Annotated in this window: 27 protein-coding genes, 4 tRNA genes and 1 pseudogene; 14 read left to right on the top strand and 18 right to left on the bottom strand. The window is 60.1% G+C overall.

Translation table 11 applies throughout. From position 1 onward, the window contains the following. Window positions 1–13: 13 nt before the first annotated feature. Window positions 14–574, bottom strand: coding sequence for a carboxymuconolactone decarboxylase family protein (locus ACZ0AV_RS01755; protein ID WP_499149445.1), 561 nt, complete (start codon window positions 572–574; stop codon window positions 14–16). A gap of 105 nt (window positions 575–679) precedes the next feature. Between ACZ0AV_RS01755 and ACZ0AV_RS01750 the strand changes: the two genes are divergently transcribed. Next, entirely contained in the window at window positions 680–1,597 is a 918-nt protein-coding gene (locus ACZ0AV_RS01750; RefSeq protein WP_499149444.1) for an AraC family transcriptional regulator, read from the top strand. Window positions 1,598–1,665: 68 nt separating this feature from the next. On the opposite strand, the gene ACZ0AV_RS01745 is transcribed toward ACZ0AV_RS01750, so the two are convergent. Then, window positions 1,666–2,445: a MetQ/NlpA family ABC transporter substrate-binding protein gene (locus ACZ0AV_RS01745; RefSeq protein ID WP_499149443.1), complete on the bottom strand. Its 780-nt coding sequence runs from the start codon at window positions 2,443–2,445 to the stop codon at window positions 1,666–1,668. Window positions 2,446–2,666: 221 nt separating this feature from the next. On the opposite strand from ACZ0AV_RS01745, the gene ACZ0AV_RS01740 reads away from it, so the two are divergent. The 4 genes from ACZ0AV_RS01740 to tcyN all read left to right on the top strand — a co-directional run bounded on the left by ACZ0AV_RS01740 (window position 2,667) and on the right by tcyN (window position 5,990). Then, window positions 2,667–3,665 carry a D-cysteine desulfhydrase gene (locus ACZ0AV_RS01740; protein ID WP_499149442.1) on the top strand — a complete coding sequence of 333 codons (999 nt, stop codon included), beginning with the start codon at window positions 2,667–2,669 and terminating at the stop codon, window positions 3,663–3,665. 89 nt (window positions 3,666–3,754) lie between these two features. Continuing rightward, the gene (gene tcyJ, locus ACZ0AV_RS01735) at window positions 3,755–4,552 is read left to right on the top strand and encodes a cystine ABC transporter substrate-binding protein (protein ID WP_499149441.1); all 798 of its coding nucleotides are present in this window, start codon (window positions 3,755–3,757) and stop codon (window positions 4,550–4,552) included. Then, the gene (gene tcyL, locus ACZ0AV_RS01730; protein WP_499149440.1) at window positions 4,549–5,217 is read left to right on the top strand and encodes a cystine ABC transporter permease; all 669 of its coding nucleotides are present in this window, start codon (window positions 4,549–4,551) and stop codon (window positions 5,215–5,217) included. Before tcyJ ends, tcyL begins: the two co-directional genes overlap by 4 nt. Before the next feature lie 11 nt (window positions 5,218–5,228). Further along, window positions 5,229–5,990, top strand: coding sequence for an L-cystine ABC transporter ATP-binding protein TcyN (tcyN, locus tag ACZ0AV_RS01725; RefSeq protein WP_499153262.1), 762 nt, complete (start codon window positions 5,229–5,231; stop codon window positions 5,988–5,990). On the opposite strand, the gene ACZ0AV_RS01720 is transcribed toward tcyN, so the two are convergent. The 3 genes from ACZ0AV_RS01720 to gorA are packed head-to-tail and all read right to left on the bottom strand — an operon-like array spanning window position 5,991 to window position 9,414. Beyond that, window positions 5,991–7,370, bottom strand: coding sequence for an FAD-binding oxidoreductase (locus ACZ0AV_RS01720; RefSeq protein ID WP_499149439.1), 1,380 nt, complete (start codon window positions 7,368–7,370; stop codon window positions 5,991–5,993). Between the two features lie 57 nt (window positions 7,371–7,427). Further along, complete coding sequence (locus tag ACZ0AV_RS01715) at window positions 7,428–8,051, bottom strand: trimeric intracellular cation channel family protein (protein WP_499149438.1); 624 nt, start codon at window positions 8,049–8,051, stop codon at window positions 7,428–7,430. A gap of 7 nt (window positions 8,052–8,058) precedes the next feature. Continuing rightward, window positions 8,059–9,414: a glutathione-disulfide reductase gene (gorA, locus tag ACZ0AV_RS01710; protein ID WP_499149437.1), complete on the bottom strand. Its 1,356-nt coding sequence runs from the start codon at window positions 9,412–9,414 to the stop codon at window positions 8,059–8,061. A 117-nt stretch (window positions 9,415–9,531) separates the two neighbouring features. Between gorA and ACZ0AV_RS01705 the strand changes: the two genes are divergently transcribed. Then, window positions 9,532–9,954 carry a VOC family protein gene (locus ACZ0AV_RS01705; RefSeq protein WP_499149436.1) on the top strand — a complete coding sequence of 141 codons (423 nt, stop codon included), beginning with the start codon at window positions 9,532–9,534 and terminating at the stop codon, window positions 9,952–9,954. 88 nt (window positions 9,955–10,042) lie between these two features. Here the strand turns inward: ACZ0AV_RS01705 and galU are convergent, their stop codons facing one another. Beyond that, entirely contained in the window at window positions 10,043–10,879 is an 837-nt protein-coding gene (gene galU / locus ACZ0AV_RS01700) for a UTP--glucose-1-phosphate uridylyltransferase GalU (RefSeq protein ID WP_499149435.1), read from the bottom strand. A 147-nt stretch (window positions 10,880–11,026) separates the two neighbouring features. Between galU and ACZ0AV_RS01695 the strand changes: the two genes are divergently transcribed. The 3 genes from ACZ0AV_RS01695 (at window position 11,027) to ACZ0AV_RS01685 (ending at window position 12,632) form a co-directional block, all read left to right on the top strand. Then, on the top strand, window positions 11,027–11,278 hold the full coding sequence (locus ACZ0AV_RS01695; RefSeq protein WP_499149434.1) for a hypothetical protein: 252 nt from the start codon (window positions 11,027–11,029) through the stop codon (window positions 11,276–11,278). A gap of 437 nt (window positions 11,279–11,715) precedes the next feature. Beyond that, complete coding sequence (locus tag ACZ0AV_RS01690) at window positions 11,716–12,186, top strand: hypothetical protein (protein WP_499149433.1); 471 nt, start codon at window positions 11,716–11,718, stop codon at window positions 12,184–12,186. Between the two features lie 224 nt (window positions 12,187–12,410). After that, the gene (locus tag ACZ0AV_RS01685; RefSeq protein ID WP_499149432.1) at window positions 12,411–12,632 is read left to right on the top strand and encodes a hypothetical protein; all 222 of its coding nucleotides are present in this window, start codon (window positions 12,411–12,413) and stop codon (window positions 12,630–12,632) included. A 120-nt stretch (window positions 12,633–12,752) separates the two neighbouring features. On the opposite strand, the gene ACZ0AV_RS01680 is transcribed toward ACZ0AV_RS01685, so the two are convergent. From ACZ0AV_RS01680 to ACZ0AV_RS01665, 4 genes are all read right to left on the bottom strand, one after another. Further along, window positions 12,753–12,839, bottom strand: a tRNA-Leu gene (locus ACZ0AV_RS01680). A 173-nt stretch (window positions 12,840–13,012) separates the two neighbouring features. Next, window positions 13,013–13,348, bottom strand: coding sequence for an ElaB/YgaM/YqjD family protein (locus ACZ0AV_RS01675; protein WP_499149431.1), 336 nt, complete (start codon window positions 13,346–13,348; stop codon window positions 13,013–13,015). Between the two features lie 90 nt (window positions 13,349–13,438). After that, complete coding sequence (locus ACZ0AV_RS01670; protein WP_499149430.1) at window positions 13,439–13,690, bottom strand: hypothetical protein; 252 nt, start codon at window positions 13,688–13,690, stop codon at window positions 13,439–13,441. Between the two features lie 90 nt (window positions 13,691–13,780). After that, the gene (locus tag ACZ0AV_RS01665) at window positions 13,781–14,032 is read right to left on the bottom strand and encodes a DUF1652 domain-containing protein (RefSeq protein ID WP_499149429.1); all 252 of its coding nucleotides are present in this window, start codon (window positions 14,030–14,032) and stop codon (window positions 13,781–13,783) included. Window positions 14,033–14,261: 229 nt separating this feature from the next. Between ACZ0AV_RS01665 and ACZ0AV_RS01660 the strand changes: the two genes are divergently transcribed. Continuing rightward, entirely contained in the window at window positions 14,262–14,603 is a 342-nt protein-coding gene (locus tag ACZ0AV_RS01660) for a YgaP family membrane protein (RefSeq protein WP_499149428.1), read from the top strand. Between the two features lie 189 nt (window positions 14,604–14,792). Here the strand turns inward: ACZ0AV_RS01660 and ACZ0AV_RS01655 are convergent. From ACZ0AV_RS01655 to gacA, 5 genes and pseudogenes are all read right to left on the bottom strand, one after another. Then, a tRNA-Cys gene (locus tag ACZ0AV_RS01655) sits at window positions 14,793–14,866 on the bottom strand. Between the two features lie 39 nt (window positions 14,867–14,905). Beyond that, a tRNA-Gly gene (locus ACZ0AV_RS01650) sits at window positions 14,906–14,981 on the bottom strand. Window positions 14,982–15,047: 66 nt separating this feature from the next. Beyond that, window positions 15,048–15,608 (bottom strand): CDP-diacylglycerol--glycerol-3-phosphate 3-phosphatidyltransferase, encoded by a 561-nt coding sequence (gene pgsA, locus ACZ0AV_RS01645; protein ID WP_499149427.1) that lies wholly within the window; start codon window positions 15,606–15,608, stop codon window positions 15,048–15,050. A gap of 33 nt (window positions 15,609–15,641) precedes the next feature. Continuing rightward, a complete protein-coding gene (uvrC, locus tag ACZ0AV_RS01640; RefSeq protein ID WP_499149426.1) occupies window positions 15,642–17,480 on the bottom strand; it encodes an excinuclease ABC subunit UvrC in 1,839 nt (612 codons plus the stop codon). After that, window positions 17,467–18,110, bottom strand: a pseudogene (gene gacA / locus ACZ0AV_RS01635) (response regulator transcription factor GacA). Before gacA ends, uvrC begins: the two are co-directional and overlap by 14 nt. Before the next feature lie 330 nt (window positions 18,111–18,440). Here gacA and ACZ0AV_RS01630 point away from each other — a divergent pair. The 3 genes from ACZ0AV_RS01630 to ACZ0AV_RS01620 all read left to right on the top strand — a co-directional run bounded on the left by ACZ0AV_RS01630 (window position 18,441) and on the right by ACZ0AV_RS01620 (window position 20,428). Then, window positions 18,441–18,647 (top strand): hypothetical protein, encoded by a 207-nt coding sequence (locus ACZ0AV_RS01630; protein ID WP_499149425.1) that lies wholly within the window; start codon window positions 18,441–18,443, stop codon window positions 18,645–18,647. Window positions 18,648–18,830: 183 nt separating this feature from the next. Then, window positions 18,831–19,073, top strand: a complete 243-nt coding sequence (locus ACZ0AV_RS01625) for a DUF1654 domain-containing protein (RefSeq protein ID WP_499149424.1) — start codon at window positions 18,831–18,833, stop codon at window positions 19,071–19,073. Window positions 19,074–19,195: 122 nt separating this feature from the next. Next, window positions 19,196–20,428 (top strand): two-component system sensor histidine kinase NtrB, encoded by a 1,233-nt coding sequence (locus ACZ0AV_RS01620; RefSeq protein WP_499149423.1) that lies wholly within the window; start codon window positions 19,196–19,198, stop codon window positions 20,426–20,428. Window positions 20,429–20,616: 188 nt separating this feature from the next. Here ACZ0AV_RS01620 and ACZ0AV_RS01615 read toward each other — a convergent pair. Then, window positions 20,617–20,707 (bottom strand) — tRNA-Ser (locus ACZ0AV_RS01615). Window positions 20,708–20,888: 181 nt separating this feature from the next. Here ACZ0AV_RS01615 and ACZ0AV_RS01610 point away from each other — a divergent pair. Beyond that, window positions 20,889–21,557: a Bax inhibitor-1/YccA family protein gene (locus tag ACZ0AV_RS01610; protein ID WP_499149422.1), complete on the top strand. Its 669-nt coding sequence runs from the start codon at window positions 20,889–20,891 to the stop codon at window positions 21,555–21,557. A 73-nt stretch (window positions 21,558–21,630) separates the two neighbouring features. Here the strand turns inward: ACZ0AV_RS01610 and ACZ0AV_RS01605 are convergent, their stop codons facing one another. Beyond that, window positions 21,631–22,230, bottom strand: coding sequence for an START domain-containing protein (locus ACZ0AV_RS01605; RefSeq protein ID WP_499149421.1), 600 nt, complete (start codon window positions 22,228–22,230; stop codon window positions 21,631–21,633). 28 nt (window positions 22,231–22,258) lie between these two features. Next, complete coding sequence (locus ACZ0AV_RS01600; protein ID WP_499149420.1) at window positions 22,259–22,519, bottom strand: YkgJ family cysteine cluster protein; 261 nt, start codon at window positions 22,517–22,519, stop codon at window positions 22,259–22,261. Window positions 22,520–22,546 lie beyond the last annotated feature (27 nt).

Below are 22,546 nucleotides of genomic sequence, written 5' to 3'. Positions count from 1 at the left end.
TCTCCTCTACGGCTCACGCGCCGGCCTGATCCCAACGATAACGTTCCAGTTCCGGATTAAGCGGCGTGTGGGCGAAGCTGTTGGCGAAGTTGCACAAGGTGGCCAGGCTCACCCCAAGAATCACCTCCAGGGCCTGGCCCTCGGTGAAGCCTGCCTGGAGAAATGCCTGGTACGCCGTATCGCTGACATTGCCGCGGGTGGCGATAATCTCGCGAGTGAACTGAGCCAGGGTTTCGTAACGGGTGTCCGGTAGCTCGCCGCGGGCGCGCAGTGCGTCGACGACCTCGGCAGGCAGCTTGGCCTTGTTGCTGGCGACCGCCGTGTGGCCGGCAACGCAGAAGGCGCAGCCGTGGGTGGTCGCGGCGATCAACTGGATCACCTCGCGCTCGGCGAGCCCCAGGCTGGTATTGCCATTCAGGCCGGAGACGGTGATGTAGGTTTCCAGCGCGGCCGGCGCATTGGCGAGCACGGCCAGCAGGTTGGGAACGAACCCGGAAGCGGCCTGGGCGTTGCGTAGAAAAGGCTGGGCCTCTACGGGAGCGGTTTCCACGGTATGCAAGGTCACGCGAGACATGGGATAACTCCAGGGTTGAGCGAATTACGATCGATTCTCTTGGTTATAAGAAAGCCAAACAATATGAGAAAGTAGCTATTACTTGCTCTTGAGTCTTTTCATTAGATGAATTCGTCCCTACCCCCCTTTGAATGGTTATTAGAGAGCCTGGAACTGGACACCAGCCTGTTCCATGTCGGCCGTTATTGCGGCAACTGGCAAGCCAGCACCCACGGCCTGGCCAGGGCGAGTTTCCATGTGCTGCTGCACGGTGATTGCTGGCTGCACCTCGACGATGGCGGTGAGCCCATGGATCTGCATGCTGGCGATGCAGTGTTCCTGCTCCACGACATTCGCTATCGCCTGTCCAACGCGGCGGATGTCGATGCAGCGCGCTGCAGCCCCAAAGTCGGGATGCAGCCGTTGCAGCAACAGCCCCGCGAGGGCGTAGGTCTGGTCTGCGGATTTTTCCATTTCCGCCCAGGCCTGAGCAGCCTGATCCTGCAGGCGCTGCCAGCTTTTCTGGTACTGCGTGCCGGTGATCCATCGCTCAGTGCGGCGCGCCGGCTGTTCGAGCTGATTCTCGACGAGTGCGCGCGGGGCGACGGCCCTTCCGATGCCTTCCTCGAGCGGCTCAGTCACCTGCTGTTTCTCTACGTCTTGCGCGAACAAGGTCAGGCCGAGCAACTCGGCGGCCTGCTAGGCCTGGCGCGTCAGCCACAGTTCAGCGCGCTGATCGAACAGCTTATCGCCCGCCCCGAACACAGCTGGCCCATGGAGGAAATGGCCAGCTACACCGGGCTGTCGCGCTCGGCTTTCTGCAAGCGTTTTCAGGAACTTGCGGGCACCTCGCCTGGGCAAATGCTGATCAGCCTGCGGATTCGTCAGGCCTCACGGCTGCTCAGGCAAGGGATCGCCGTTGCCGACGCCGCCGAATCCGTGGGCTATCAGTCGGTAGCGGCCTTCACACGGGCGTTCGCCAAAGTCACCGGCATATTGCCTGGGGCATTTCGGAAACAGTTCAACGGTACTACGACACCCTAAAAATAAAGACGCCGACAGAAGCTGAGCTTTTGTCGGCGTTTTGGTCAGCGCGGGAGAGCTCGCGGCGTTTAGAAGGCCGGGACTACAGCACCTGAATATTTCTTTTCGATAAAGGCTTTCACCTCCGGGCTGGTCAATGCGTCTGCCAGTTTCTTGATGGCTTCGCTGCTCTGGTTGTCCGGGCGTGTTACCAGGTAGTTCACGTACGGCGAATCCTTGTTTTCCAGCACCAGCGCATCCTTGTTCGGGTTTAGCTTGGCTTCCAGCGCGTAGTTGGTGTTGATCAATGCCAGGTCGACCTGATCCAGCACGCGCGGCAGCATGGCCGCTTCGAGCTGCTTGAATTTGAAGTTGTGCGGGTTGGTAGCCAGATCCTTCGGCGTTGCCTGGATGTTGGCCGGGTCTTTCAGGGTCAGCAGACCCGCGTGTTGCAGCAGTTGCAGCGCGCGACCACTGTTGCTGGCTTCGTTGGGGATGGCGATGGTGGCACCGTCCGGCAGTTCCTTCAGGCTCTTGTACTTGCGCGAATAGCCGCCGAAAGGCTCGACGTGCACACCCTTGACGATTACCAGATGGGTACCGCGGCTTTCATTGAAGCTGTCCAGATACGGTTTGGTCTGGAAGTAGTTGGCATCGAGTTGCTTCTGCTCGACCTGCAGGTTGGGCTGCACGTAGTCGGTGAATACCTTGATCTGCAGATCAATGCCTGCCTCGGCCAGCTTCGGCTTGATCAGTTCGAGGATTTCCGCATGGGGAACCGGTGTGGCGGCGATAGTGAGTGTTTCGGCAGCGGACACCTGGGTGGTCAGCACAGCAGCCAAGGCGGCCAATAGAAGCGTCTTTCTCATGTTTATTCTCGGTAGCACCGGTGGGGTCACCAGCGGCGGTAAGGGTTGAGCCGTGACCAGGCAGGACGGCGCGCGGACAATAAGGCCGTGAGTTGTTGGAGGAAAATACTTTTAATTCATTCCCATATTTCTTTTAGGAACAACGGGGATGCTACGCACTTGTTGTGTTTCGGGCGGTCACTTCTAAAGTGTTAGTCATTCCTCTTACTGCGGTGAATGCCATGATCAGTGAAGCCCTGAGCCGTTTCGAACGACTCGAACTGGTTCCCCACGCCACACCGCTGCAGCATCTGATGCGCCTGTCCCATCATGTCGGGCGCGACATCTACGTCAAGCGCGATGACCTGACCCTGTTCGCCCTGGGTGGCAACAAGGCGCGCAAGCTGGAATACCTTGGCGCCGATGCCATGGCGCAGCATGCCGACACCCTGATTACCGCAGGCGCCATCCAGTCCAACCACGTGCGCCAGACCGCAGCGCTGGCCGCCAAACTGGGGCTGGCCTGTGTCGCGCTGCTGGAAAATCCGATCGATACCCAGGAACAGAATTACCTGCACAACGGCAATCGCTTGCTGCTGGACCTGTTTGGCACCCGTGTCGAGGTCGTCGACAACCTCGACGAGCCGGACCTGCTATTGATGGCCAAGGCCGAGCGTTTGCGCGCCACTGGCAAGAGCCCCTATGTGATCCCGATCGGCGGCTCCAACGCACTGGGTACCCTGGGTTACGTCAAGGCCGGTATCGAATTCGCCGAGCAGGTCAGCGCCATGGGCCTCGAAACCGGCACCCTGGTGCTGGCCTCGGGAAGTGGTGCGACCCACGCCGGCCTCGCGCTGGCGCTGGCCCATGTGCTGCCAGACTGGCATGTGCTTGGTATCACCGTATCGCGCCCGGCCGACCTGCAGCGTCCCAAGGTACTGGGGCTGGTGCAGCGAACTGCCGAATTGCTCGGCATCGGTGTACCGGATGAGTTGACCATCGAGCTGTGGGACGACTATTACGGCCCGCGCTATGGCGAACCCAATACCGGCACACTGGATGCGATCCGCCTGCTCGCCAGCAGCCAGGGGTTGCTGCTCGATCCGGTGTACACCGGCAAGGTATTCGCCGGGCTGCTGGACGGCGTCCACAAGGGCGCCTTCGAAGAGGGTAAACCCATCGTATTTCTGCATACCGGTGGCGCCCCGGCGCTGTTCGCTTATCAGTCCTTGACGCCTTGATCGCTATATATAAATAATTTTCAGTTATTTCCACAGCCGCCCAGTCAACCCTAGAGTGCTGCGTCCCAACCACTGTCCGAGGCTCCATCATGACCATCGCCACACTGCGTCGCCATTTCCTTATCGGTAGCCTCGGCCTGGCGCTCTTCGCCGGCCTTGGCGGTCAGGCCTTCGCGGCCGATGACTTACAGAAAATCAAGGAAAACGGCAGCATCAAGGTCGGTCTGGAAGGCACCTACCCGCCTTTCAACTTTCAGGACGAGAGCGGCAAGCTGGCGGGGTTCGAAGTAGACCTGGCCACCGCGCTGGCCAAGGAGCTGGGCGTGAAGGTCAGCTTCCAGCCGACCAAGTGGGACGGCATTCTCGCGTCTCTCGAATCGGGCCGTATCGACATCGTGATCAATCAGGTGACGATCTCCGATGAACGCAAGAAAAAATACGACTTCTCCGTACCCTACACCGTCTCCGGTATTCAGGCACTGACCCGCAAAAGCGACGTCGACAGCGTCAAGACCGCAGCGGATCTTGCCGGCAAGAAAGTGGGTGTTGGCCTCGGCACCAATTACGAGCAATGGCTGAAGGAAAACGTACCGCAGGCCGATATCCGTACCTATGACGATGATCCGACCAAGTTCCAGGACCTCAACGTTGGCCGTATCGATGTGGTGCTGGTCGATCGCCTGGCCGCATTCGAGATGGTCGCCAAGACCGGCGAGCGCATGGCCGTCGCGGGCGAGGCTTTCTCGCGCCAGGAGTCGGGGATCGCGCTGCGCAAAGGCAACCCGGAGCTGCTCGCGGCCATCAACAAGGCCCTTGATAAACTGCGCACCGACGGCACCTTGAAACAGCTCTCCGAAAAGTGGTTCAAGGCTGACGTCACGCAATGACGCCGGACACCTTCCAACTGGTGCTGGACTCCCTGCCCTTTCTGCTCAAGGGCGCAATCTGGACGATCGTTCTGAGCCTTGGCGGCATGTTCTTCGGCATGCTCCTGGGCTTCGGGCTTGCCCTGGTCAGGCTCTACGCCATCGCCCCGCTGGGCTGGCTGGCACGGGTGTACATCTCGTTCTTTCGCGGCACGCCGCTGCTGGTACAGCTGTTCATCATCTACTTCGGCCTGCCTGAGCTGGGGCTGCAACTCGAGCCTCTGACCGCGGCGCTGATCGGCTTTTCGCTGAACATGGCGGCCTATGTCGCCGAGATCATGCGGGCCGCCATCGCGTCCATCGACCGCGGCCAGTGGGAAGCCGCTGCCAGCATCGGCATGAGCAAGAGCCAGACGATGCTGCGCACCATTCTCCCCCAGGCGATGCGCACGGCGCTGCCACCGCTGGGCAACAGCTTCATCTCGCTGGTCAAGGATACCGCGCTGGCTGCCACCATCCAGGTGCCCGAGTTGTTCCGCCAGGCCCAATTGATCACCGCCCGCACCTACGAGGTGTTTGCCATGTACCTGGCCGCGACGGTGATCTACTGGATACTCTCCAGCCTGCTGGCGCACTTGCAGAACCGTCTGGAAGCACGCGTCAACCGCCACGAGGCGGATAACTGATGGCCTCAAGCATGATCACCGTTCGCAACCTGAGTAAATCATTCAAGGGCCAGAGCGTACTCAAGGGTATCGATCTGGATATCGCCGCTGGCGAGGTCGTCGCCATCATCGGCCCCAGCGGCTCGGGCAAAACCACCCTGCTGCGTTGCCTGAACCTTCTGGAAACCCCTGATGGCGGCAGCATCCGCGTCGGCGAAATCGAAATCGACGCCGGCAAGCCGATCAGCCAGCAACAGGGGCTGATTCGCAAGCTGCGCCAGCAGGTGGGTTTCGTATTCCAGAACTTCAATCTGTTCCCCCACCGCAGCGCCCTGGAGAACGTCATCGAAGGCCCGGTGGTGGTAAAGAAACAGCCTCGTCAGCAGGCTATCGAGTTGGGTCGGCAACTGCTGGCCAAGGTGGGCCTGGCCGGCAAGGAAGACGCCTACCCGAAGCGCCTGTCCGGTGGCCAGCAACAGCGCGTGGCCATCGCCCGGGCGCTGGCCATGGAACCGGACGTGATCCTGTTCGACGAACCGACCTCGGCGCTCGACCCGGAACTGGTAGGTGAAGTGCTGGCGACAATCCGCGCCCTGGCTGAAGAAAACCGCACGCTGGTCATCGTCACCCACGAGATGAGTTTCGCCCGTGACGTGGCCAACCGGGCGATCTTCATCGACGGCGGCGTCATCGTCGAACAGGGCGATGCGCGTGAGCTGTTCAGCGCGCCCAAGCAGGTACGCACCCAGCAATTTCTCAGCAAATTTCTCGGCGAGGCAGCCACGCATCACTGATCAGGGCTGGTAATAGGCATCCCACAGCCGGTTGCGAAATCGGTTGCTGGGGTCCACCTGGCGCTTGAGCGCGAAGTACTCCGTTGCCCCTGGGTAACCCTGTAGAAACTGTTCGCGGCTGGCGTGAATCTGATACGGCAGGTAATGCCGCCCGCCACAGCGCAATGCGGCTGCAATAAGGTCACGGGTCCAGGCAGCTGCCCTTTCCCGCTCTAGCGGCGATGTGCCCTGGCGGTAATACAGCACCAGGGCGAAAACTTCTTCCGGCGCCCAACTGAGCAACGTGCGCGGATCGGCCTTGGCATGGCGAATGGACACGTTGATCAGCTTGGCCTGGTGCTGATGAGTCAGGCGCGCCAGTTCGCCAACGAACCGTTCCAGCTGCCCTGGCGGCACGAAGTACTCCTGCAGCACATAACTGAAATCCGGCCCGGATATCGGCTCCAGCTCGCTGACATCGAGGCTGGCCTCGTGGTTGCGCCATTGCACCTTGGGGCTGCGATACAGCAGCGGATCGAGTGCCGCTTCGCGCAATTTGATGCCCGCCGGCGAGCCGCTCATGCGAATGCCCGCGCGCTGCAGATGGCTGCCCTGCTGCGCTGGGCTCAGGCGGTCTGTTTCGGTCAGCGCTGCTTCGGTACGCCGATAGGAAACCGCGCGCACCGTGGAAAAGTCATCGGGATAGAGAATGCCGTTGTGCATCACCAGGTCGGGCTGGGCGGCTATCTCGCGGTAGAACCAGGGCCGATAGTCTTGCAGGGCCATGACCTGACTTTCGCGGGCGATACGGGTGTTCTCGACCAGGCCCAGCGTTGCCTCGATGATGACCCCAAGGCCACCGTAGCCACCGACCACGCCATGGAACAGCGCGGCATTATGGCTCGGGGTGGCGTCAACCACGCGGCCATCGGCGAGCACCACACGGATGGCCTTTACCGACCCAGCGATGGGCCCCTCGCCTACATAGCGGCCATGCACGTTGACCGATAACGAGCCACCCACCGTGAAGTTGGCGTAGGACTGCATGATTTGCGGCGACAAGTCGTATGGGTCGATGTATTCGAGTATCGCGCGCCAGGTAATCCCGCTCTGTACGCGAATCTCGCGGCGCTCGGCAGAGAACGACAGCACCTGGTCGAGACCACGCATGTCCAGCAACAGTGCGCCGTCTGCAGTGGTCTGCCCTCCCATGCTGTAACGCCCGCCGCCAATGCTGACGGGCCCCACGTAACTGCGCAGCGCATCGACGACATCCTGCTCGCTGCGCGGCGCGATCACGCGCGCCATCACCACAGGGTTCAGACCGCTCACGTCGTTGACCACTTGCTGAGCGGTAACGTTTGAGCCGATCAGGCAAAGACACAGAAGCAAGCGGTGCATCGAACCATCCTTGGCGAGCAGTGGAAGTTGCGAGAACGAACAGTCAGGCGATGGGTTTCACTCGCGGTCCAGCAAGTGGAACCGGGGTAGTGAAAAGCGCCAGCGAATCGCGGCCAGGCGAATGCCCAGCACCACCAGCATGGCCACACCGGTATCCAGCCAGTGCGGGGTTTCCAGCATGCGCAGCAGCACGAAGGTCACCGCGCCGGCCAGGCAGGCGGTGGCGTAGATTTCCTTCTTGAAGATCAGCGGGATTTCGTTGCAAATGACATCGCGCATCACCCCGCCGGCGACGCCGGTCATCACGCCCATGATCACCGCCGTACTGGACGGCATGGCGTACTGCAACGCCACCTCGGTGCCGATCACGGTGAACACCGCCAGGCCGAAGGCATCGGCGATCAGCAGGCCCTTCTCATGGATCGGCCGGGTCAGGCGCACCCAGATCACGGTGCCGACCGCCGCCACCGAGGCGACCAGGATGTAGGTATCGTTACGGATCCAGCTTACCGGATGGTTGTCGAGAATCACGTCGCGCAGGGTACCGCCGCCCAGTGCCGTAATGATGGCGATCACCAGCACCCCGAACAGGTCCATGGACTTGCGCCCGGCCATCAGCGCGCCGGTGATGGCGAAGACCGCCACCCCGAACAGGTCCGCCAGGTAGAACAACTCACTCATCGACAACTCAGTTCACCGGCGTGCGCAAGGTGACGAATTCCTCGGCGGCGCTGGGGTGAACGCCGATGGTTTCGTCGAACACCTGCTTGGTCGCCCCGGCCTTGAGCGCGATAGCCAGGCCCTGAACGATCTCGCCCGCATCGGGGCCGACCATGTGGCAGCCCAGCACGCGATCCGTCTTGGCGTCGACCACCAGTTTCATCAGCGTGCGTTCGTCGCTCTCGGTCAGGGCCAGCTTCATCGGCCGGAAGCGGCTCTCGAAGATCGTCACCTCATGCCCCGCCTCGCGCGCCTGCTCTTCGCTGAGGCCCACGGTGCCGATATTCGGCAGGCTGAACACCGCCGTGGGGATCATCCGGTAATCGACCTTGCGGTACTCGTCCGGTTTGAACAGGCGACGTGCCACCGCCATGCCTTCGGCCAGTGCCACGGGAGTCAGCTGCACGCGGCCGATCACGTCACCGATGGCCAGGATCGATGGCGCCTTTGTCTGGTATTCATCGTCGACCTCGATATAGCCCTTGTCGTCCAGGGTCACACCGGTGTTTTCCAGGCCGAGGTTGTCGAGCATCGGCCGCCGCCCGGTGGCGTAGAAGATACAGTCGGCCTGCAGCGTACGGCCATCCTTCAGGGTTGCCTGCAGGCTGCCATCGGCCTGTTTGTCGATACGCACGATGTCGGTGTTGAACTGCACGTCCAGGCCACGCTTGCCGAGCTCTTCATGCAGGTGGGTTCGCAGGGAATTGTCGAAGCCACGCAGGAACAGATCCCCGCGATAGAGCAGCGACGTCTGTGCACCGAGGCCGTTGAAGATCGAGGCGAACTCCACGGCGATGTAACCGCCACCCACCACCAGTACGCGCCTGGGCAACTCGTCCAGGAAGAATGCCTGGTTGGAGTTGATCGCATGCTCGTGGCCGGGAATCTCCGGAATGTGAGGCCAGCCACCGGTGGCGATGAGGATCCGCTGCGCGCTGTAGGTCTTGCCACCGACCTCGACGCTGTGTTCGTCGAGGAGCCGCGCGTGGCCCTCGAGCAACGTCACGCCGCTGCCTACCAGCAGCTTGCGGTAGATGCCATTGAGGCGTTCGATCTCGCGGTTCTTGTTGGCGATCAGCGTCGGCCAGCTGAAGCTCGCCTGGCCAGGCGTCCAGCCAAAGCCTTCGGCATGCTCGAACTCGTCGGCGAACTGCGCGCCATACACCAGCAGTTTTTTCGGCACGCACCCCACATTGACGCAGGTGCCTCCCAGGTAGCGACTTTCCGCCACAGCCACACGGGCACCATAGCCTGCCGAAAAACGCGCTGCGCGCACACCGCCGGAACCGGCGCCGATTACAAAAAGATCGAAGTCGTAGGTCATCACAGCCTCCTGAACAGATGCAGAGCATACCGTAAACGCGGCCCCCTGCCCGCCTGGCACTTCGACCAAACTGTCAAGGCGCGGCCCTGTCTAGAGCTTTAATCAAGGAGCACATTCATGCGCCCAGTTCTCACTCATTTGGCGTTGCACGTGCCGGATCTACAGGCCTGCATCGATTTCTACGAAGACTTTTGCGCCATGTGCGTCATCCATCGCCGCCCCGGCAAGGGCTCGGAGATCGTGTGGATGGCAGAGCCGGGCCGCGAGAGCGACTTCATCTTCGTCATCATGCCAGGCGGTGAGCCGCGTCAACTGGCAGCGGGCGACTACAGCCATTTCGGCTTCGCGCTGCAAAGTCGTGCCGAGGTCGATGCAGTCGTCAGCAAGGCCCGCGCCGCGGGTTGCCTGCTCTGGGCTCAGCGTGACGAGCCTTACCCGGTGGGCTATTACTGCGGTGTGCGGGATCCGGCCGGTCATCAGGTCGAATTCAGCTATGGCCAGCCACTGGGCCCCGGCGCCACCCCGGTCAATGCCAGCTGAAGGGTGCGCCTGGGCCTAAACGGCGCAGCCGGAAACCAGAGCATGAAAAAACCGCCCGAAGGCGGTTTTTCGTTACGGCCGCGAGCTGTCAGCCTTTGCCGGTCTTGTAGAGTTTCTCGAAGCAGAAATTGGTCGCTTCGATATAGCCCTCGGCACCACCGCAGTCGAAACGCTGGCCCTTGAACTTGTAGGCCAGCACGCAGCCGTCCTGGGCCTGCTTCATGAGTGCGTCGGTGATCTGGATTTCGCCACCCTTGCCCGGCTCGGTGTTTTCGATCAGCTCGAAGATATCCGGAGTCAGGATGTAGCGACCGATGATCGCCAGGTTGGAAGGTGCGTCTTCAGCCTTGGGCTTCTCGACCATGCTGTTCACGCGGAAGATGTCATCGCGGATCATCTCGCCAGCGATCACGCCGTACTTGTGGATTTCGTCCATCGGCACTTCCTGCACCGCGACGATCGAGCAGCGGAACTGGTTGTACAGCTTGACCATCTGGGTCAGCACGCTGTCGCCTTCCAGGTTCAGGCACAGGTCATCGGCCAGCACCACGGCAAACGGCTCGTCGCCGATCAGCGGGCGGCCACTGAGAATCGCGTGGCCCAAGCCCTTCATCTCGACCTGGCGAGTGTAGGAGAAGGTGCAATGGTCGATCAGCCGGCGGATACCAACCAGGTATTTTTCCTTGTCGGTATTGCGGATCTGCTCTTCGAGCTCGTAGCTGATATCGAAATGATCTTCCAGAGAGCGCTTGCCGCGACCGGTCACCATGGCGATTTCGGTAAGGCCGGCAGACAGCGCTTCCTCCACACCGTACTGGATCAACGGCTTGTTCACGATCGGCAGCATTTCCTTGGGCATGGCTTTGGTTGCCGGGAGAAAACGGGTGCCGTAGCCAGCGGCGGGAAACAAGCATTTCTTGATCATGGAAGTCCCTGAATGAGAGAGGGTTATCGACGCCGAAGCAGTTTATCAGGACGCTCGCGGCTTACAACGGCAGGACGGTCATCACTTAAAACGTTTGCTCTGCCACGCAGTCACAAACCATGAAACCCACCGCAACGCGAGGTTCGCATGTCCATTGACAATGATTTGAAGAAAGAGGTTCTCACCCGCCTGCTGCATGCTCACCCCGAGGGGCTAGGCAAGGAGGTGCTGGACAACTTCCGTGGCGAGCACGCGGTCGCCGATACGCTCAAGCACCTGCAGGACAGCGGGCTGATTCACGATGGCGCCGTCACCGGCAGCGCTGGCGCGCTGTCGCTCAGCTATCCCATCAAACTCAGCGCCTCGGGCGTCGAAACGGCCAAACGACTCCACGCCTGATCAGTTGCTCTAGCCCGCCTGGCAAGCTGCGCCGTTTTCTCTCACGAGAAAACGGCGTTCAGCTGTAAGGGCCACCCGAACTCTGCCTTTTGCTGGGCGTTACCGCAAACGGTCAATCGCTAGTGGGTATTTCCAGGTGATTACCGACTCCGAAGCACTTATGCTTGTGTCGCTGGCCCCCGGCAAGCCAGCCAACAGCGCCTTCAGGTGCAAGGTTTCGGCTACCTGCATGGCCGGGGCAGCAAAGCTTAGCCCGCACTGATGGGAAGTTCATCCGTAAATCCGGCAAGAAAGCCTACGGCGCAACTACGCTCACCGTGGGGCGAGAGTACTGTCGCGATGGGACTTCGCAAGAGCAGGAAGACATCTACAGTCCCTGCCCTACCAGCCTCTCAAAGGACTTCCACCGCGTCAGCTGGCCAATCAAGGACCGACAGATGAACCGCACTCTCTCCATATCTCTGCTAAGCGCCGCCACTCTGTTCGGCCTCGTCGCATACAAGGCCGTCTACAGTGACCGCGACCCTGAAAGGGTGGCCGCTGAAGCGCTAGAAAGTGCGACCGAAGTTGCGCGAATGACCGCCATCATGGTCAATCGTGAAGCGCCCCAAATCATTGACGAACAAGTCCGCCTCGAAAAAGCCGAGGCTGGCCCGGGCGCTCTGGTCACTTACCATTACACGTTCATCAACTACGACGGGGGCGAGTTCACTGAAGACGCGGTGGCTGAGATGCGCACCGATTTGGTGAAACAGACCTGCACCAACGCAGCGCTCCGCAAACCCATCGGTGATGGCTTGAAGTACGAATTTCTTTACGCCAACAACTTCGGGGCGACAGTGGCCAGGGTTTCTGTGTCTGCGGCAAGTTGCACTGCAGCCGGGCTTGCTTCGGTAGCAGCTGAATAATGGATCGAGCCTGGCTCAAAGTGGATTTCCAACAGTCCGAAACACAAGGATCGGACTCTCCGAATCGACAAGACGTTTATCCAGGCCACGATCTGGTTGGCCTGGAACGCTAAACCTACCTGCGCCGCCCGGACGGCAAGCGAATCGGCCGCCATGTAGATCGCCCCGGCATAGAGCTACACCGTGGCCGTTCCGATCTGGTAATCGATGGTTTCATCGACTGGGTGGTCGACAACGACGACAGTTACCAAGCCAACCTGCACATCTACCCGCAGATCAAATACGACCTCGCCAAGGCCACGGGCTGGGGCAAGAAATTCTACGTGGGCGTCGAGTACGACTGCTGGAAACAAAAATATGGCATCGATGAGAACGGCCCGCTGGCTGACGACCTGGGCGGCACCAACCAAAGCGCCATCAGCCTGCTGGTCAAGACGCACTTCTAACCGCGGCCGGCCTGGTTGCCCGTGAAAAGGCGCAACGCTATGAACGCCGTCGAGTGAACGCGCAAGCCAGGTTTGAATTCGGAAAGAGTCACTCGCAAGGATGCAGCGTTGCGCCGCAGATGGTGCCCCGAGCCGGAATCGAACCGGCAAGACCTTGCGGTCGGCAGATTTTAAGTCTGCTGTGTTTACCAATTTCACCATCGGGGCGGCGAAATATGCGAGGGCTGGACTATATACACCCCCAGGCACCGCCGCAAGGTCAAAGGGCGCAATAAAAAGCCCCGTAAATCATTGATCTACAGGGCTATTGAGCGGGTTTCCGGCACGCATCGCGGAGGCCGGCACGCCGGCCAGGCTCGCCGCCATGGCCGTAGGTCCCGTTACTTGCTGCCGCGACCAACCAACAGGCCGATCAACAAGCCGAAACCCGAGGCGACTGCCACGGATGTCCAGGGGTTGCTCTCGATACGGTCCTGGGCGTTGCCAATGGTTTCACGCCCCAACTCGACTGCCTCTCGGCTCTTTTCGGTAATGGTGCCTTTGGCCTCATTGAGCAATGCGATCACTTTTTCACGGGCTTCGTGTGCCTTGTCGCCGGAGAACGATTCGGCGTCACCCAGCGCTTTGCTGGCCTGATCGAGAAGTTTCTTCAGTTCCTTGGCACTGTCCTGTTGAAACTGATCCAGGCCGCTTTCCAGCGAAGTTTTACGGGCCATTTGCGAATTCTCCATAAGTGATTGTCGCTCATTTGGAGGCACAGCCAGTCGCCATAGTTCAGGTTTTTTGCCGCACGCGGGGTCATGCCCCTACGAATCGAGCGGTATCAGCCCGGTATGAGCGACATGTTCGCCTGCCATGCCGCGCACCCGGGCGCGCAGATCGAAGGGCATGTCCGGCTTGAAGACGATCGCATGACCAATCAACTGGCCGTCTTCGTCGACGCGCTCGCGCTCCTCCTCCATCCAGGTTTCCAGCTCGTCACCCGTCAACCCAAGCTCTTCGGCCAGCAGCGCATGAAAACGCTCCAGGTCGTAACCGTCGAATTTTCCACCATCCATAATCGTCACCTCCTCGGTCAGTACTGCTAACTGAGGCTGCACAACGCGGCGGCAGTTCACACTGTGTGATCACGAGCGCCAGGTACGACGTCAGGCCTGCCTGCGATCTTCTCCGCAATTGAGGGCGCGCAGATCCTGGCGCAGTTGCATGACCAACTGGGATATCTGTCGCGACGTGGATAGCTCGGCCCGGGATATGCCGCTGACATTCAGGTACACCCGGTAGGTGACCGGATCCCTGATCTGGATGGTCACGGACTCGTTGCTATCGATGGTGCAACTGCAGGCCAGTGGCAGAAATGCACATTCGACGATGCGGCGTTGTTCAAGGACGGACATCATCTTGGAAACTCCTTCCCCCTGTTGATGACGATCGAAGTCTAGCCCGTTTGCATTCGCCTGCATGTGGCATATTGCCGCCGCTCATCGGCTCGCCTCGGGCGCCCTCGAAAACAGGCCGTTTCGGCTGTTCAACCACTGGTAAGCGAGCCTGAACCTTGCGTTAGCGCATCCCTCATTACTCTCACAGCCCCTGAGCCGGGGCCAACGTGGATAGACGATGAGGTGTTCCATGCAGACAAATCATAATGTTGAAGGCACAGAACGTTTGCTGTCACTGGCGGTTGGCGTGATGGGCATCAGCAGTGGAATCAGACAGGGCGGCGTCGGCGGCCTGATCAAGCTCGCGGCGTCGGTGCTGATCGCGAAACGCGGCATCACCGGCCACTGCCAACTGAAGAGCCTGCTGGGCTCCTGCGAACGCGATGGGGGTCACGACGAACGTAGCGCTCCGAATCCCGAACGCCAGGAGGGAGCGGCCTCGAAACCCGACAGCCCGCCTCGAGACAAGGAGTCGCGGATGGATAACGCGCTCGAAGAAACCTTCCCGGCCAGCGACCCCATATCGCCCTGACAGGGGCTTTTTTAGACGCGCCGCTCGGCCAAGGATAGGCCGAATGTTTCCGGACGCTCGGCTTGGGCCGCGGTAAGGGCTCTCTACAGGAGCCCTGAATCTGCCCTGGCAGCCAGACCAATAGCGCCATTACTGCCGTTGCGAGCACACAAAAAAGCCCCGTAGTCAGTAACTACGGGGCTTTGCGTTTGGAGGCTGAGGTCGGAATCGAACCGGCGTTCACGGATTTGCAATCCGGTGCATAACCACTCTGCTACTCAGCCTTTAAACTGAACGGGCCGTACATGACGGCCCGTTGAAACTGGAGCGGGAAACGAGACTCGAACTCGCGACCCCGACCTTGGCAAGGTCGTGCTCTACCAACTGAGCTATTCCCGCTTGTCTTATCGACGGGCGCCATTCTATAGCTTCGCAACGCCTAGTCAAGCTCTTGATTCAAAAAAGTTATTTCTTTTCTCCGGTGACGCTGAGATGCGGCCAGGCAGCCAGCAGGTATTGCACCATCGACCACAAGGTCAGTACCGCGGCAATGATCAGCAGCACATAACCGATCAGCACCCAGAAGCCGAACAGCGGCGGATTGCCGAGCAAAATCACCAGGGCCACCATCTGTGCAGCGGTCTTCCATTTGCCCAGGTTGGAGACTGCGACATGCGCCCTGGCCCCCAGCTCAGCCATCCACTCGCGCAGCGCCGACACGACGATCTCGCGGCCGATGATGATGGTCGCCGGAACTGTCAGCCACAGGTTGGCATGCTCGGCCACCAGCAGCACCAGTGCCGTGGCGACCATCAGTTTGTCGGCGACCGGATCGAGAAACGCACCGAACGGTGTGCTCTGCTCCCAGCGGCGAGCCAGGTATCCATCGAGCCAGTCGGTGATGGCAGCAAATGCGAATACCGCGCTGGCAGCCCAGTAGCTCCACGAAAATGGCATGTAGAACAACAGGATGAAGATCGGGATCAGCAGAACGCGGAGCACCGTAAGGAGGTTGGGGATATTCATCGGCTCGACTGGACGGTTAGGTGAGGCGGCATTCTACTCGCTGTGCAGGGCGGCATAAATCAAACCGGCCAGCTTTTTACTAATACCGGGTGCTTTGGCGATTTCTTCGGCACTCGCACGGGACAGTTCTTGCAGACCACCGAAATGGTTGAGCAGTTCACGGCGCCGCTTGGGACCGACCCCCGCCACCTCCTCCAGGCTCGACGTACGCCGCGCCTTGCCGCGACGAGCGCGGTGCCCGGTGATGGCGAAACGGTGGGATTCATCGCGAATCTGCTGGATAAGGTGCAGGGCCGGCGAGTTGCCCGGCAGGGTGAATTCGTGAGCTGCATCATTGAGGTACAGGGTTTCCAGGCCAGGTTTGCGCGTGGTGCCCTTGGCCACGCCGAGCAGAATCAGTTCCGGCACTTCAAGTTCGGTCAACACTTCGCGCGCCATGGCCAGTTGCCCTTTGCCGCCGTCGACCAGCAGGATGTCCGGCAACTTGCCTTCGTTCTGCTTGATCTTGCTGAAGCGACGACTGAGCGCCTGGTGCATCGCGGCATAGTCGTCGCCGCCAGTGACACCTTCGATGTTGTAGCGCCGGTAGTCCGACTTGATTGGGCCTTCGGGACCGAACACCACGCAGGACGCGACCGTCGCCTCGCCGCTGGAGTGGCTGATGTCGAAGCACTCCAGGCGCTGCGGCACTTCGTCCATGTCCAGCGCCTCCGCCAGGGCATCGAAACGCCCAGCCATGTGCTCGCGGTTGGCCAGGCGTGCGCTGAGGGCCTGCTCGGCGTTGGTGACGGCCAGCGCCTGCCAGCGCGCGCGGGTGGCACGCACTCGGTAGCTGATGCCCAGCTCGCGGCCGCGCAGCGCCTGAATGGCGGCAATCAGTGTCGGGTAATCCTCGTGGGGCGCGTTGACGATCAGCTCGGTCGGCAGGTCTCGCTCCTGGCTGCCGAGGTAATACTGGCCAAGAAACGCGACGAGCACATCCTGTACCTCTTCCTCGATGGCCACTTGTGGAAAGAAGTTCTTGCTGCCCAGCACCCGCCCACCACGCACGCTGATCAGGTGCACGCAGGCGCCGCCAGGGTTGACCATCGCCGCGATAACGTCCACGTCGCCGGTGCCGCCCTCCATGCTCTGCTGATCCTGCACGCGACGCAGCAAGGCCATTTGATCACGCAGCTCGGCCGCCCTTTCGAAATCCAGGTCCATGGATGCCTTCTGCATGGCCGCCGACAGCTCGGCATTCAACGCGTTGCTGCGCCCTTCCAGAAACATGACCGAGTGACGCACGTCTTCGGCGTATTCGGCCGGCTCGACCAATGCCACGCAGGGCGCCTTGCAGCGCTTGATCTGGTATTGCAGGCATGGCCGGGTACGGTTCTTGAAGTAGCTGTCTTCGCACTGGCGTACCAGAAAGGCTTTTTGCAGCAGCGCCAGGCTTTCGCGGATCGCCCCGGCACTCGGGTACGGTCCGAAATAGCGGCCCTTGCGGTTCTTGGCACCGCGATGGATATCCAGGCGCGGATAGTCGCCATCGGACAGAAACACGTACGGGTAGGATTTATCGTCGCGCAACAGGATGTTGTACGGCGGCCGCCACTCCTTGATCAGCGTCTGTTCGAGCAGCAACGCCTCGGTTTCGTTGGCCGTGATGGTGGTTTCAACCTGGGCGATCTTGCCGACCAGAGCAGCCGTCTTCGGGGCCAGCCCGGTCTTGCGGAAATAGCTGGCAAGGCGCTTCTTCAGGTTTTTTGCTTTACCGACGTACAGCAGGTTGCTGCTCGCATCGAACATGCGATACACGCCTGGACGACCGCTGCAGGTGGCAAGAAAGGCACTGGCGTCAAACACGGGGATAACTTCAGCTGGTGGCATCGACCATGCCGTGGCGTACCGCAAGCAACGCCAGCTCCACATCACTGGTGATCGATAGCTTTTCGAAAATTCGGTAACGGTAGGTATTGACCGTCTTGGGCGACAGACACAGTTTGTCGGAGATGCTTTGTACCTTCTGGCAGCCGGCGATCATCAGGGCAATCTGAATTTCGCGCTCGGAAAGCAGATCGAACGGCGAGTTGCTGCTTTGCGGCTGGAACGATTTGAGCGCCAGTTGCTGAGCGATCTGCGGGCTGATGAAACGCTGCCCACCGAACACCATGCGAATGGCCTGGACCATTTCCTCCAGCGCGGCGCCCTTGGTCAGGTAGCCGGCCGCCCCGGCCTGCAGGAGACGCGTCGGGAACGGGTCTTCCTCGCAGACGGTAACGGCGATCACCTTGAGGTCGGGATGGCTGCGAATCAGCTGCGGGTCGCTTCGAGACCACCGATGCCGGGCATTTTTACGTCCATTAGAACGACGTCAGGTTTCAGCTCACGGACCTTTTTCAGCGATTCCTCGCCAGAGTTGGCCTCACCGATGACCTGCAAGCCGTCGATGTCAGCCAGCATGCGTGAAATACCCGTACGAACGAGGTCATGATCATCGACTACCAATACCTTAATCAAACGAACACCTCGTACCTGCGCGAACGCCGCGCAGCAACTGCATGGGAAACATCACCATACCAAAAAACCTGACGCCTGAGTTAGCCACCAACGTCAAATCGCAAGCGTCAATTATAGGTACATAGTGCCTGCACGCACCCTGTTCAAGGCAGCCGGTACCGATGAGCCACCACCAGTGGCCAGCATTCGGGCAAATTCATCCGTTGCCCCGGTCATGCAGTGGTAAACGCCTCTGCTCGCCGGTGCCGAGGCCCGATAATTTATGCGGAACGCCCGAGCACAGGCACGGCTCTGAATTTACAGACCGTGGCACACACCGAGGAAATCCGCATGGACATGCTCATCAAGCAACTCAAGACCGTAACAGCTGGCCGCTATCACATCGTCACGGAAACTTCCTCGGACGGCATGCAGGTCGATTGCCTCGATCTGCAGTGCAACCTGGTGGCAACCCGCAAGCTCTCTGCGGCGCAGTTGCAGAACAAAATCCTGATGACGGCTGTCTATGCCGACCTCAAGGGATCGTTGGGCTATTGAGCGATCCCGTCCGGATCAGCCCTGCCCTGCTGCCGAACTGAAAGCCATGGGGCCAACGCGTGGCCTTCGACTTCTCAGCCTGCCATTGGCGCATGCCGGTGCGCATTTAAATTCTGCCAGCAAGGGTGACTTTTCCTCGCCCGACAATTACTGTATGCACATACAGCAAGCAGGATCCACCCCATGGCAGCCGATACCGCCCCAGCCTCCCCTTCGTCTTACCAAGCCCTGGCTGCACGCGTTTCCCGCACCATCAACGCACCCGCCGCACAACGCGCTCGCTCCGCGGTTCTGCTTAAAAGCGAGAGCGACAGCGCGGATGACTGGGCCAGAATCCTTGACGAGATCGCCGAAAACGACAATGTCACCATCGCTTGGCGCGATGATGGCGTGCAGTTGTTCTGGACAGTGCCTCAGGAAGACTGATGCCAGTACATCACTCAATCGTCGGCGCTTGCATGGTTGCCGTGAAGGCCACATCTCTCGCGCGGTGTTACGAATAGAACTAATCTAGCCTTCCGTAACGGCCGCCCTCACAAGTAGAAGCCATGCCAAACCACTCGCTCAGCATAAGCGTGCAGTTACCTGCAGGCAGTTCTTTGGCGACCAGGCTCAATCACGAGCTCATAGAGCACCTACCGGTGGGTGTTTACCTGTGTGATGCCTCGGGTACGGTCGTGGCCTATAACCAGAAGGCCGCCGAAATCTGGGGTGAGGCGCCAATCCTGGAGGACTCCCAGGTCAAGTTCTGCGGCGCCCACAAACTGCTCACCCCCGAAGGCGTGCACGTTCCCCACGAGCAGACGCCTCTTGCGGAAATTCTCGTCACGCAAAAAGCCATCACCAACTTTCGCACCATCATCGAGCGCCGTGATGGCAGCCGAGTGCCGGTATTGGCCAACATCGTGCCGCTGTTCGACGGTACGGGCCTGATGGTCGGATTCATGAACAGCGTTCAGGATCTGCGCCACCAGGCCGAACAGGAACTGGCCCAGCAGCACCTGGAAAGCGCGCTGTTCCAATCGCAGAAAATGGAAGTGGTGGGCCAGATTACCAGCGGCCTTGCCCATGACTTCAACAATCAGCTGGCAAGCATGGCGATGGCCCTGTCGCTCATGGAAACCGAGGTGGAAGCGGCGAAGTCCGGCAAGCTGAGCAAATATTATGCGCTGTGCAGGGAGTCGGTCGAGCGCGCCACGGGGCTTGCGGAAAACCTCCTGCGCTTTTCCCGCAAGCGCGCCAAGCGGCTGGAGCGCGTCGATCCCAACCAGATCCTGCTTGGCATGGCATCACTGGTCCGCACGGCGGTCGGAAGCAAGATCATGCTCAACCTGAGCCTCGCCCCCGAGGCACGCTTCCTGAAAGCCAACAAGCAGCAACTGGAAAGCGCCATTCTCAACCTGGCGATCAACGCCCGGGACGCGATGCCCAACGGCGGCACGCTGACGATAAGTACCCATGAGGCGCACCTGGACCGTACCAACTTCACGCAGCACAACTCCAACTTCAAGCCGGGCAGCTATACGGTGATCAGCGTCATCGATACAGGCTGCGGAATGACGCCCGACGTGCTGGACAAGGTTTTCGCGCCGTTCTTCACCACCAAGCAGGATGGCAAGGGCACCGGCCTGGGTCTGTCGATGGTGCGCGGATTCGTCAATGAAATGAACGGCCAGCTCACGGTGGAAAGCGAGCCCGAAAAAGGCAGCTGCTTTCGCCTGCACTTTCCCTGCTATGGCTCCGAGCATTCCATGGCAATCGATGGTTCCGAGCCGCGCTAGCCTGGTGCAGTGCAGTGCAGTGCAGTGCAGTGCAGTGCGCACGATCACGCGATGGCAACGCGTGCGAAAAAACGTCGCTCAGCCTTTCTGGCGGCACCTGGCGAGGGCTGGCGAATGGGCCGTGTTCAGCCATTTGGCATTATTTGCGCGCATAAAAAAATCCCGGCGGGTTGCCGGGATTTTCGATTTGGTGGAGGGCCAGGGATTCGAACCCTGGGAACGCTACTAACGTTCGCCGGTTTTCAAGACCGGTGCATTCAACCGCTCTGCCAACCCTCCAGGTCGACATGGAACACTTCATTTTGCTGAAACATTCCTTTGCAACCTTATGGGCTGCGGGCGGCATCTTACCGGAACGTAACACACTGTCAAACACTCTGATTGGGCAGTACCCAAGGCTCTGTTATGATGCTTCTCGACCTTGGTCACGGAACCAATAGCCTTTATCAGGAGTGTCGCCATGCGCGAACAAGATTACGCAAACAGCCCTTCACGGGTTGAACAAACCGCAGTCAGCAGCGTTCTGCGCAACACCTACGGTTTGCTGGCTCTCACTTTGGCATTCAGTGGCATCGTGGCATTCATGGCACAGCGCGCGAACGTGCCGTACCCGAACATTTTCGTGGTGCTGATCGGCTTCTACGGTCTGTTCTTCCTGACCGCCAAACTACGTGATTCCGGCTGGGGGTTGCTGTCCACCTTCGCACTGACCGGCTTCATGGGTTACACCCTGGGTCCGATCCTCAACCGCTACATCGGCATGGCCAACGGCGCTGAAATCGTCAGCTCGGCCTTCATGATGACGGCGCTGGTGTTCTGCGGCCTGTCTGCCTATGTGCTGACCACCCGTAAGGACATGAGCTTCCTGAGCGGTTTCATCACCGCCGGCTTCTTCGTCCTGCTGGGTGCCGTGCTGGCCAGCTTCTTCTTCCAGATCAGCGGGCTGCAACTGGCGATCAGCGCCGGCTTCGTGCTGTTCTCGTCGGCCTGTATCCTGTTCCAGACCAGCGCGATCATTCACGGTGGCGAGCGTAACTACATCATGGCCACGATCAGCCTGTATGTATCGATCTACAACCTGTTCATCAGCCTGCTGCAGATCTTCGGCATCATGGGTGGCGACGACTGATCGGCAATACCCAGGCACTGAGAAGCCCGCCGTTCGGCGGGCTTTTTTATGTGCGCTCGATTACCACCAAAGGCTACTGCTGAGCCTTGTCGCGCATGCCTTTGAGGGTGTTGAACGGGGCTTCCACCACAAACTTGTTGGCCAACCAGGACGGCACGCTCCCACCCGGGTCCGAATACGCCTGATAGACCACCTCGACCATGCCGTCGGCCTTGGGCGTCATCTTCCAATAGCCCTCTATCTCCGCGACACGCACATAGCCCTGCTCCGGCGGCTGGTAATCCGCAACACCGTGCAAGGTGCGGGTTACGCTGCCATCAGCACCCTGTTCGGTCGTTACCTCGATGATCGAATCGCGTGGCGTCACCGGCCAGGGCGTGTTGAACCGCGCGTAGGTCCAGCTCCTGGCACCTTCATGCTTGAGCAGGCGCTGCTCCCTGCACTCGTGGATCCATGCGCAGGAGGCCACGACATTCTCCTGCAACGCCATGAGGCTGCTCATCTCGGTTTTGATCAGCGTCACGCCGCGGTACGCCTTGTAAGGCGAACCCGCTACGTCAGCCAGGTAGACCTTGATGCCCTCCTCATCCTTGACCAGTTTCCAGTCATCGGCGTGGGCGGCTGATGCGATACACAGCGCGGTGCTTGCTAACAACAATCGAGTCAACGACATGCTTCCACTCCAGCTTGATCCTGTAGGGTCAGACAGCGGCGGCCGTGGCGCCCTCCAGCCAGGCGATCAAACGAATGGCGTGTTCACGGTCGGTACCACAGACATCGTAATCGGCCGAGAATGCCGAACATACCTCGGGGCGGTCCGGATGGCCGAAAATCGTGCAACGGTTGTCCTCGCTGAGGTTTACGCAACGCATGCCAGCTGGTTTGCCATGGGGCATGCCAGGGATAAAAGAGGTGATGGATGGGGAAATGCAGCAGGCGCCACAACCGGGACGGCATTGCATGAAACGAACCCTCGAGCGAACCACTGC

The sequence above is a fragment of the Pseudomonas sp. AC532 genome (assembly GCF_979258965.1).
The sequence above is the reverse complement of the archived record's forward strand: the minus strand, read 5'-3'. Positions and strand labels throughout refer to the sequence as shown.

Coding starts and splice junctions, on each gene's coding strand:
- ACZ0AV_RS01600 (WP_499149420.1), bottom strand. CDS start 22,519: ATGCAATGCCGTCCCGGTTGTGGCGCCTGCTGCATTTCCCCATCCATC.
- ACZ0AV_RS01690 (WP_499149433.1), top strand. CDS start 11,716: ATGAACCGCACTCTCTCCATATCTCTGCTAAGCGCCGCCACTCTGTTC.
- pgsA (WP_499149427.1), bottom strand. CDS start 15,608: ATGAATATCCCCAACCTCCTTACGGTGCTCCGCGTTCTGCTGATCCCG.
- ACZ0AV_RS01755 (WP_499149445.1), bottom strand. CDS start 574: ATGTCTCGCGTGACCTTGCATACCGTGGAAACCGCTCCCGTAGAGGCC.
- ACZ0AV_RS01705 (WP_499149436.1), top strand. CDS start 9,532: ATGCGCCCAGTTCTCACTCATTTGGCGTTGCACGTGCCGGATCTACAG.
- ACZ0AV_RS01625 (WP_499149424.1), top strand. CDS start 18,831: ATGGCAGCCGATACCGCCCCAGCCTCCCCTTCGTCTTACCAAGCCCTG.
- ACZ0AV_RS01715 (WP_499149438.1), bottom strand. CDS start 8,051: ATGAGTGAGTTGTTCTACCTGGCGGACCTGTTCGGGGTGGCGGTCTTC.
- ACZ0AV_RS01750 (WP_499149444.1), top strand. CDS start 680: ATGAATTCGTCCCTACCCCCCTTTGAATGGTTATTAGAGAGCCTGGAA.
- galU (WP_499149435.1), bottom strand. CDS start 10,879: ATGATCAAGAAATGCTTGTTTCCCGCCGCTGGCTACGGCACCCGTTTT.
- ACZ0AV_RS01660 (WP_499149428.1), top strand. CDS start 14,262: ATGCAGACAAATCATAATGTTGAAGGCACAGAACGTTTGCTGTCACTG.
- tcyN (WP_499153262.1), top strand. CDS start 5,229: ATGATCACCGTTCGCAACCTGAGTAAATCATTCAAGGGCCAGAGCGTA.
- ACZ0AV_RS01675 (WP_499149431.1), bottom strand. CDS start 13,348: ATGGCCCGTAAAACTTCGCTGGAAAGCGGCCTGGATCAGTTTCAACAG.
- uvrC (WP_499149426.1), bottom strand. CDS start 17,480: ATGCCACCAGCTGAAGTTATCCCCGTGTTTGACGCCAGTGCCTTTCTT.
- tcyJ (WP_499149441.1), top strand. CDS start 3,755: ATGACCATCGCCACACTGCGTCGCCATTTCCTTATCGGTAGCCTCGGC.
- tcyL (WP_499149440.1), top strand. CDS start 4,549: ATGACGCCGGACACCTTCCAACTGGTGCTGGACTCCCTGCCCTTTCTG.
- ACZ0AV_RS01665 (WP_499149429.1), bottom strand. CDS start 14,032: ATGATGTCCGTCCTTGAACAACGCCGCATCGTCGAATGTGCATTTCTG.
- ACZ0AV_RS01670 (WP_499149430.1), bottom strand. CDS start 13,690: ATGGATGGTGGAAAATTCGACGGTTACGACCTGGAGCGTTTTCATGCG.
- ACZ0AV_RS01695 (WP_499149434.1), top strand. CDS start 11,027: ATGTCCATTGACAATGATTTGAAGAAAGAGGTTCTCACCCGCCTGCTG.
- ACZ0AV_RS01745 (WP_499149443.1), bottom strand. CDS start 2,445: ATGAGAAAGACGCTTCTATTGGCCGCCTTGGCTGCTGTGCTGACCACC.
- ACZ0AV_RS01740 (WP_499149442.1), top strand. CDS start 2,667: ATGATCAGTGAAGCCCTGAGCCGTTTCGAACGACTCGAACTGGTTCCC.
- ACZ0AV_RS01620 (WP_499149423.1), top strand. CDS start 19,196: ATGCCAAACCACTCGCTCAGCATAAGCGTGCAGTTACCTGCAGGCAGT.
- ACZ0AV_RS01630 (WP_499149425.1), top strand. CDS start 18,441: ATGGACATGCTCATCAAGCAACTCAAGACCGTAACAGCTGGCCGCTAT.
- gorA (WP_499149437.1), bottom strand. CDS start 9,414: ATGACCTACGACTTCGATCTTTTTGTAATCGGCGCCGGTTCCGGCGGT.
- ACZ0AV_RS01610 (WP_499149422.1), top strand. CDS start 20,889: ATGCGCGAACAAGATTACGCAAACAGCCCTTCACGGGTTGAACAAACC.
- ACZ0AV_RS01605 (WP_499149421.1), bottom strand. CDS start 22,230: ATGTCGTTGACTCGATTGTTGTTAGCAAGCACCGCGCTGTGTATCGCA.
- ACZ0AV_RS01720 (WP_499149439.1), bottom strand. CDS start 7,370: ATGCACCGCTTGCTTCTGTGTCTTTGCCTGATCGGCTCAAACGTTACC.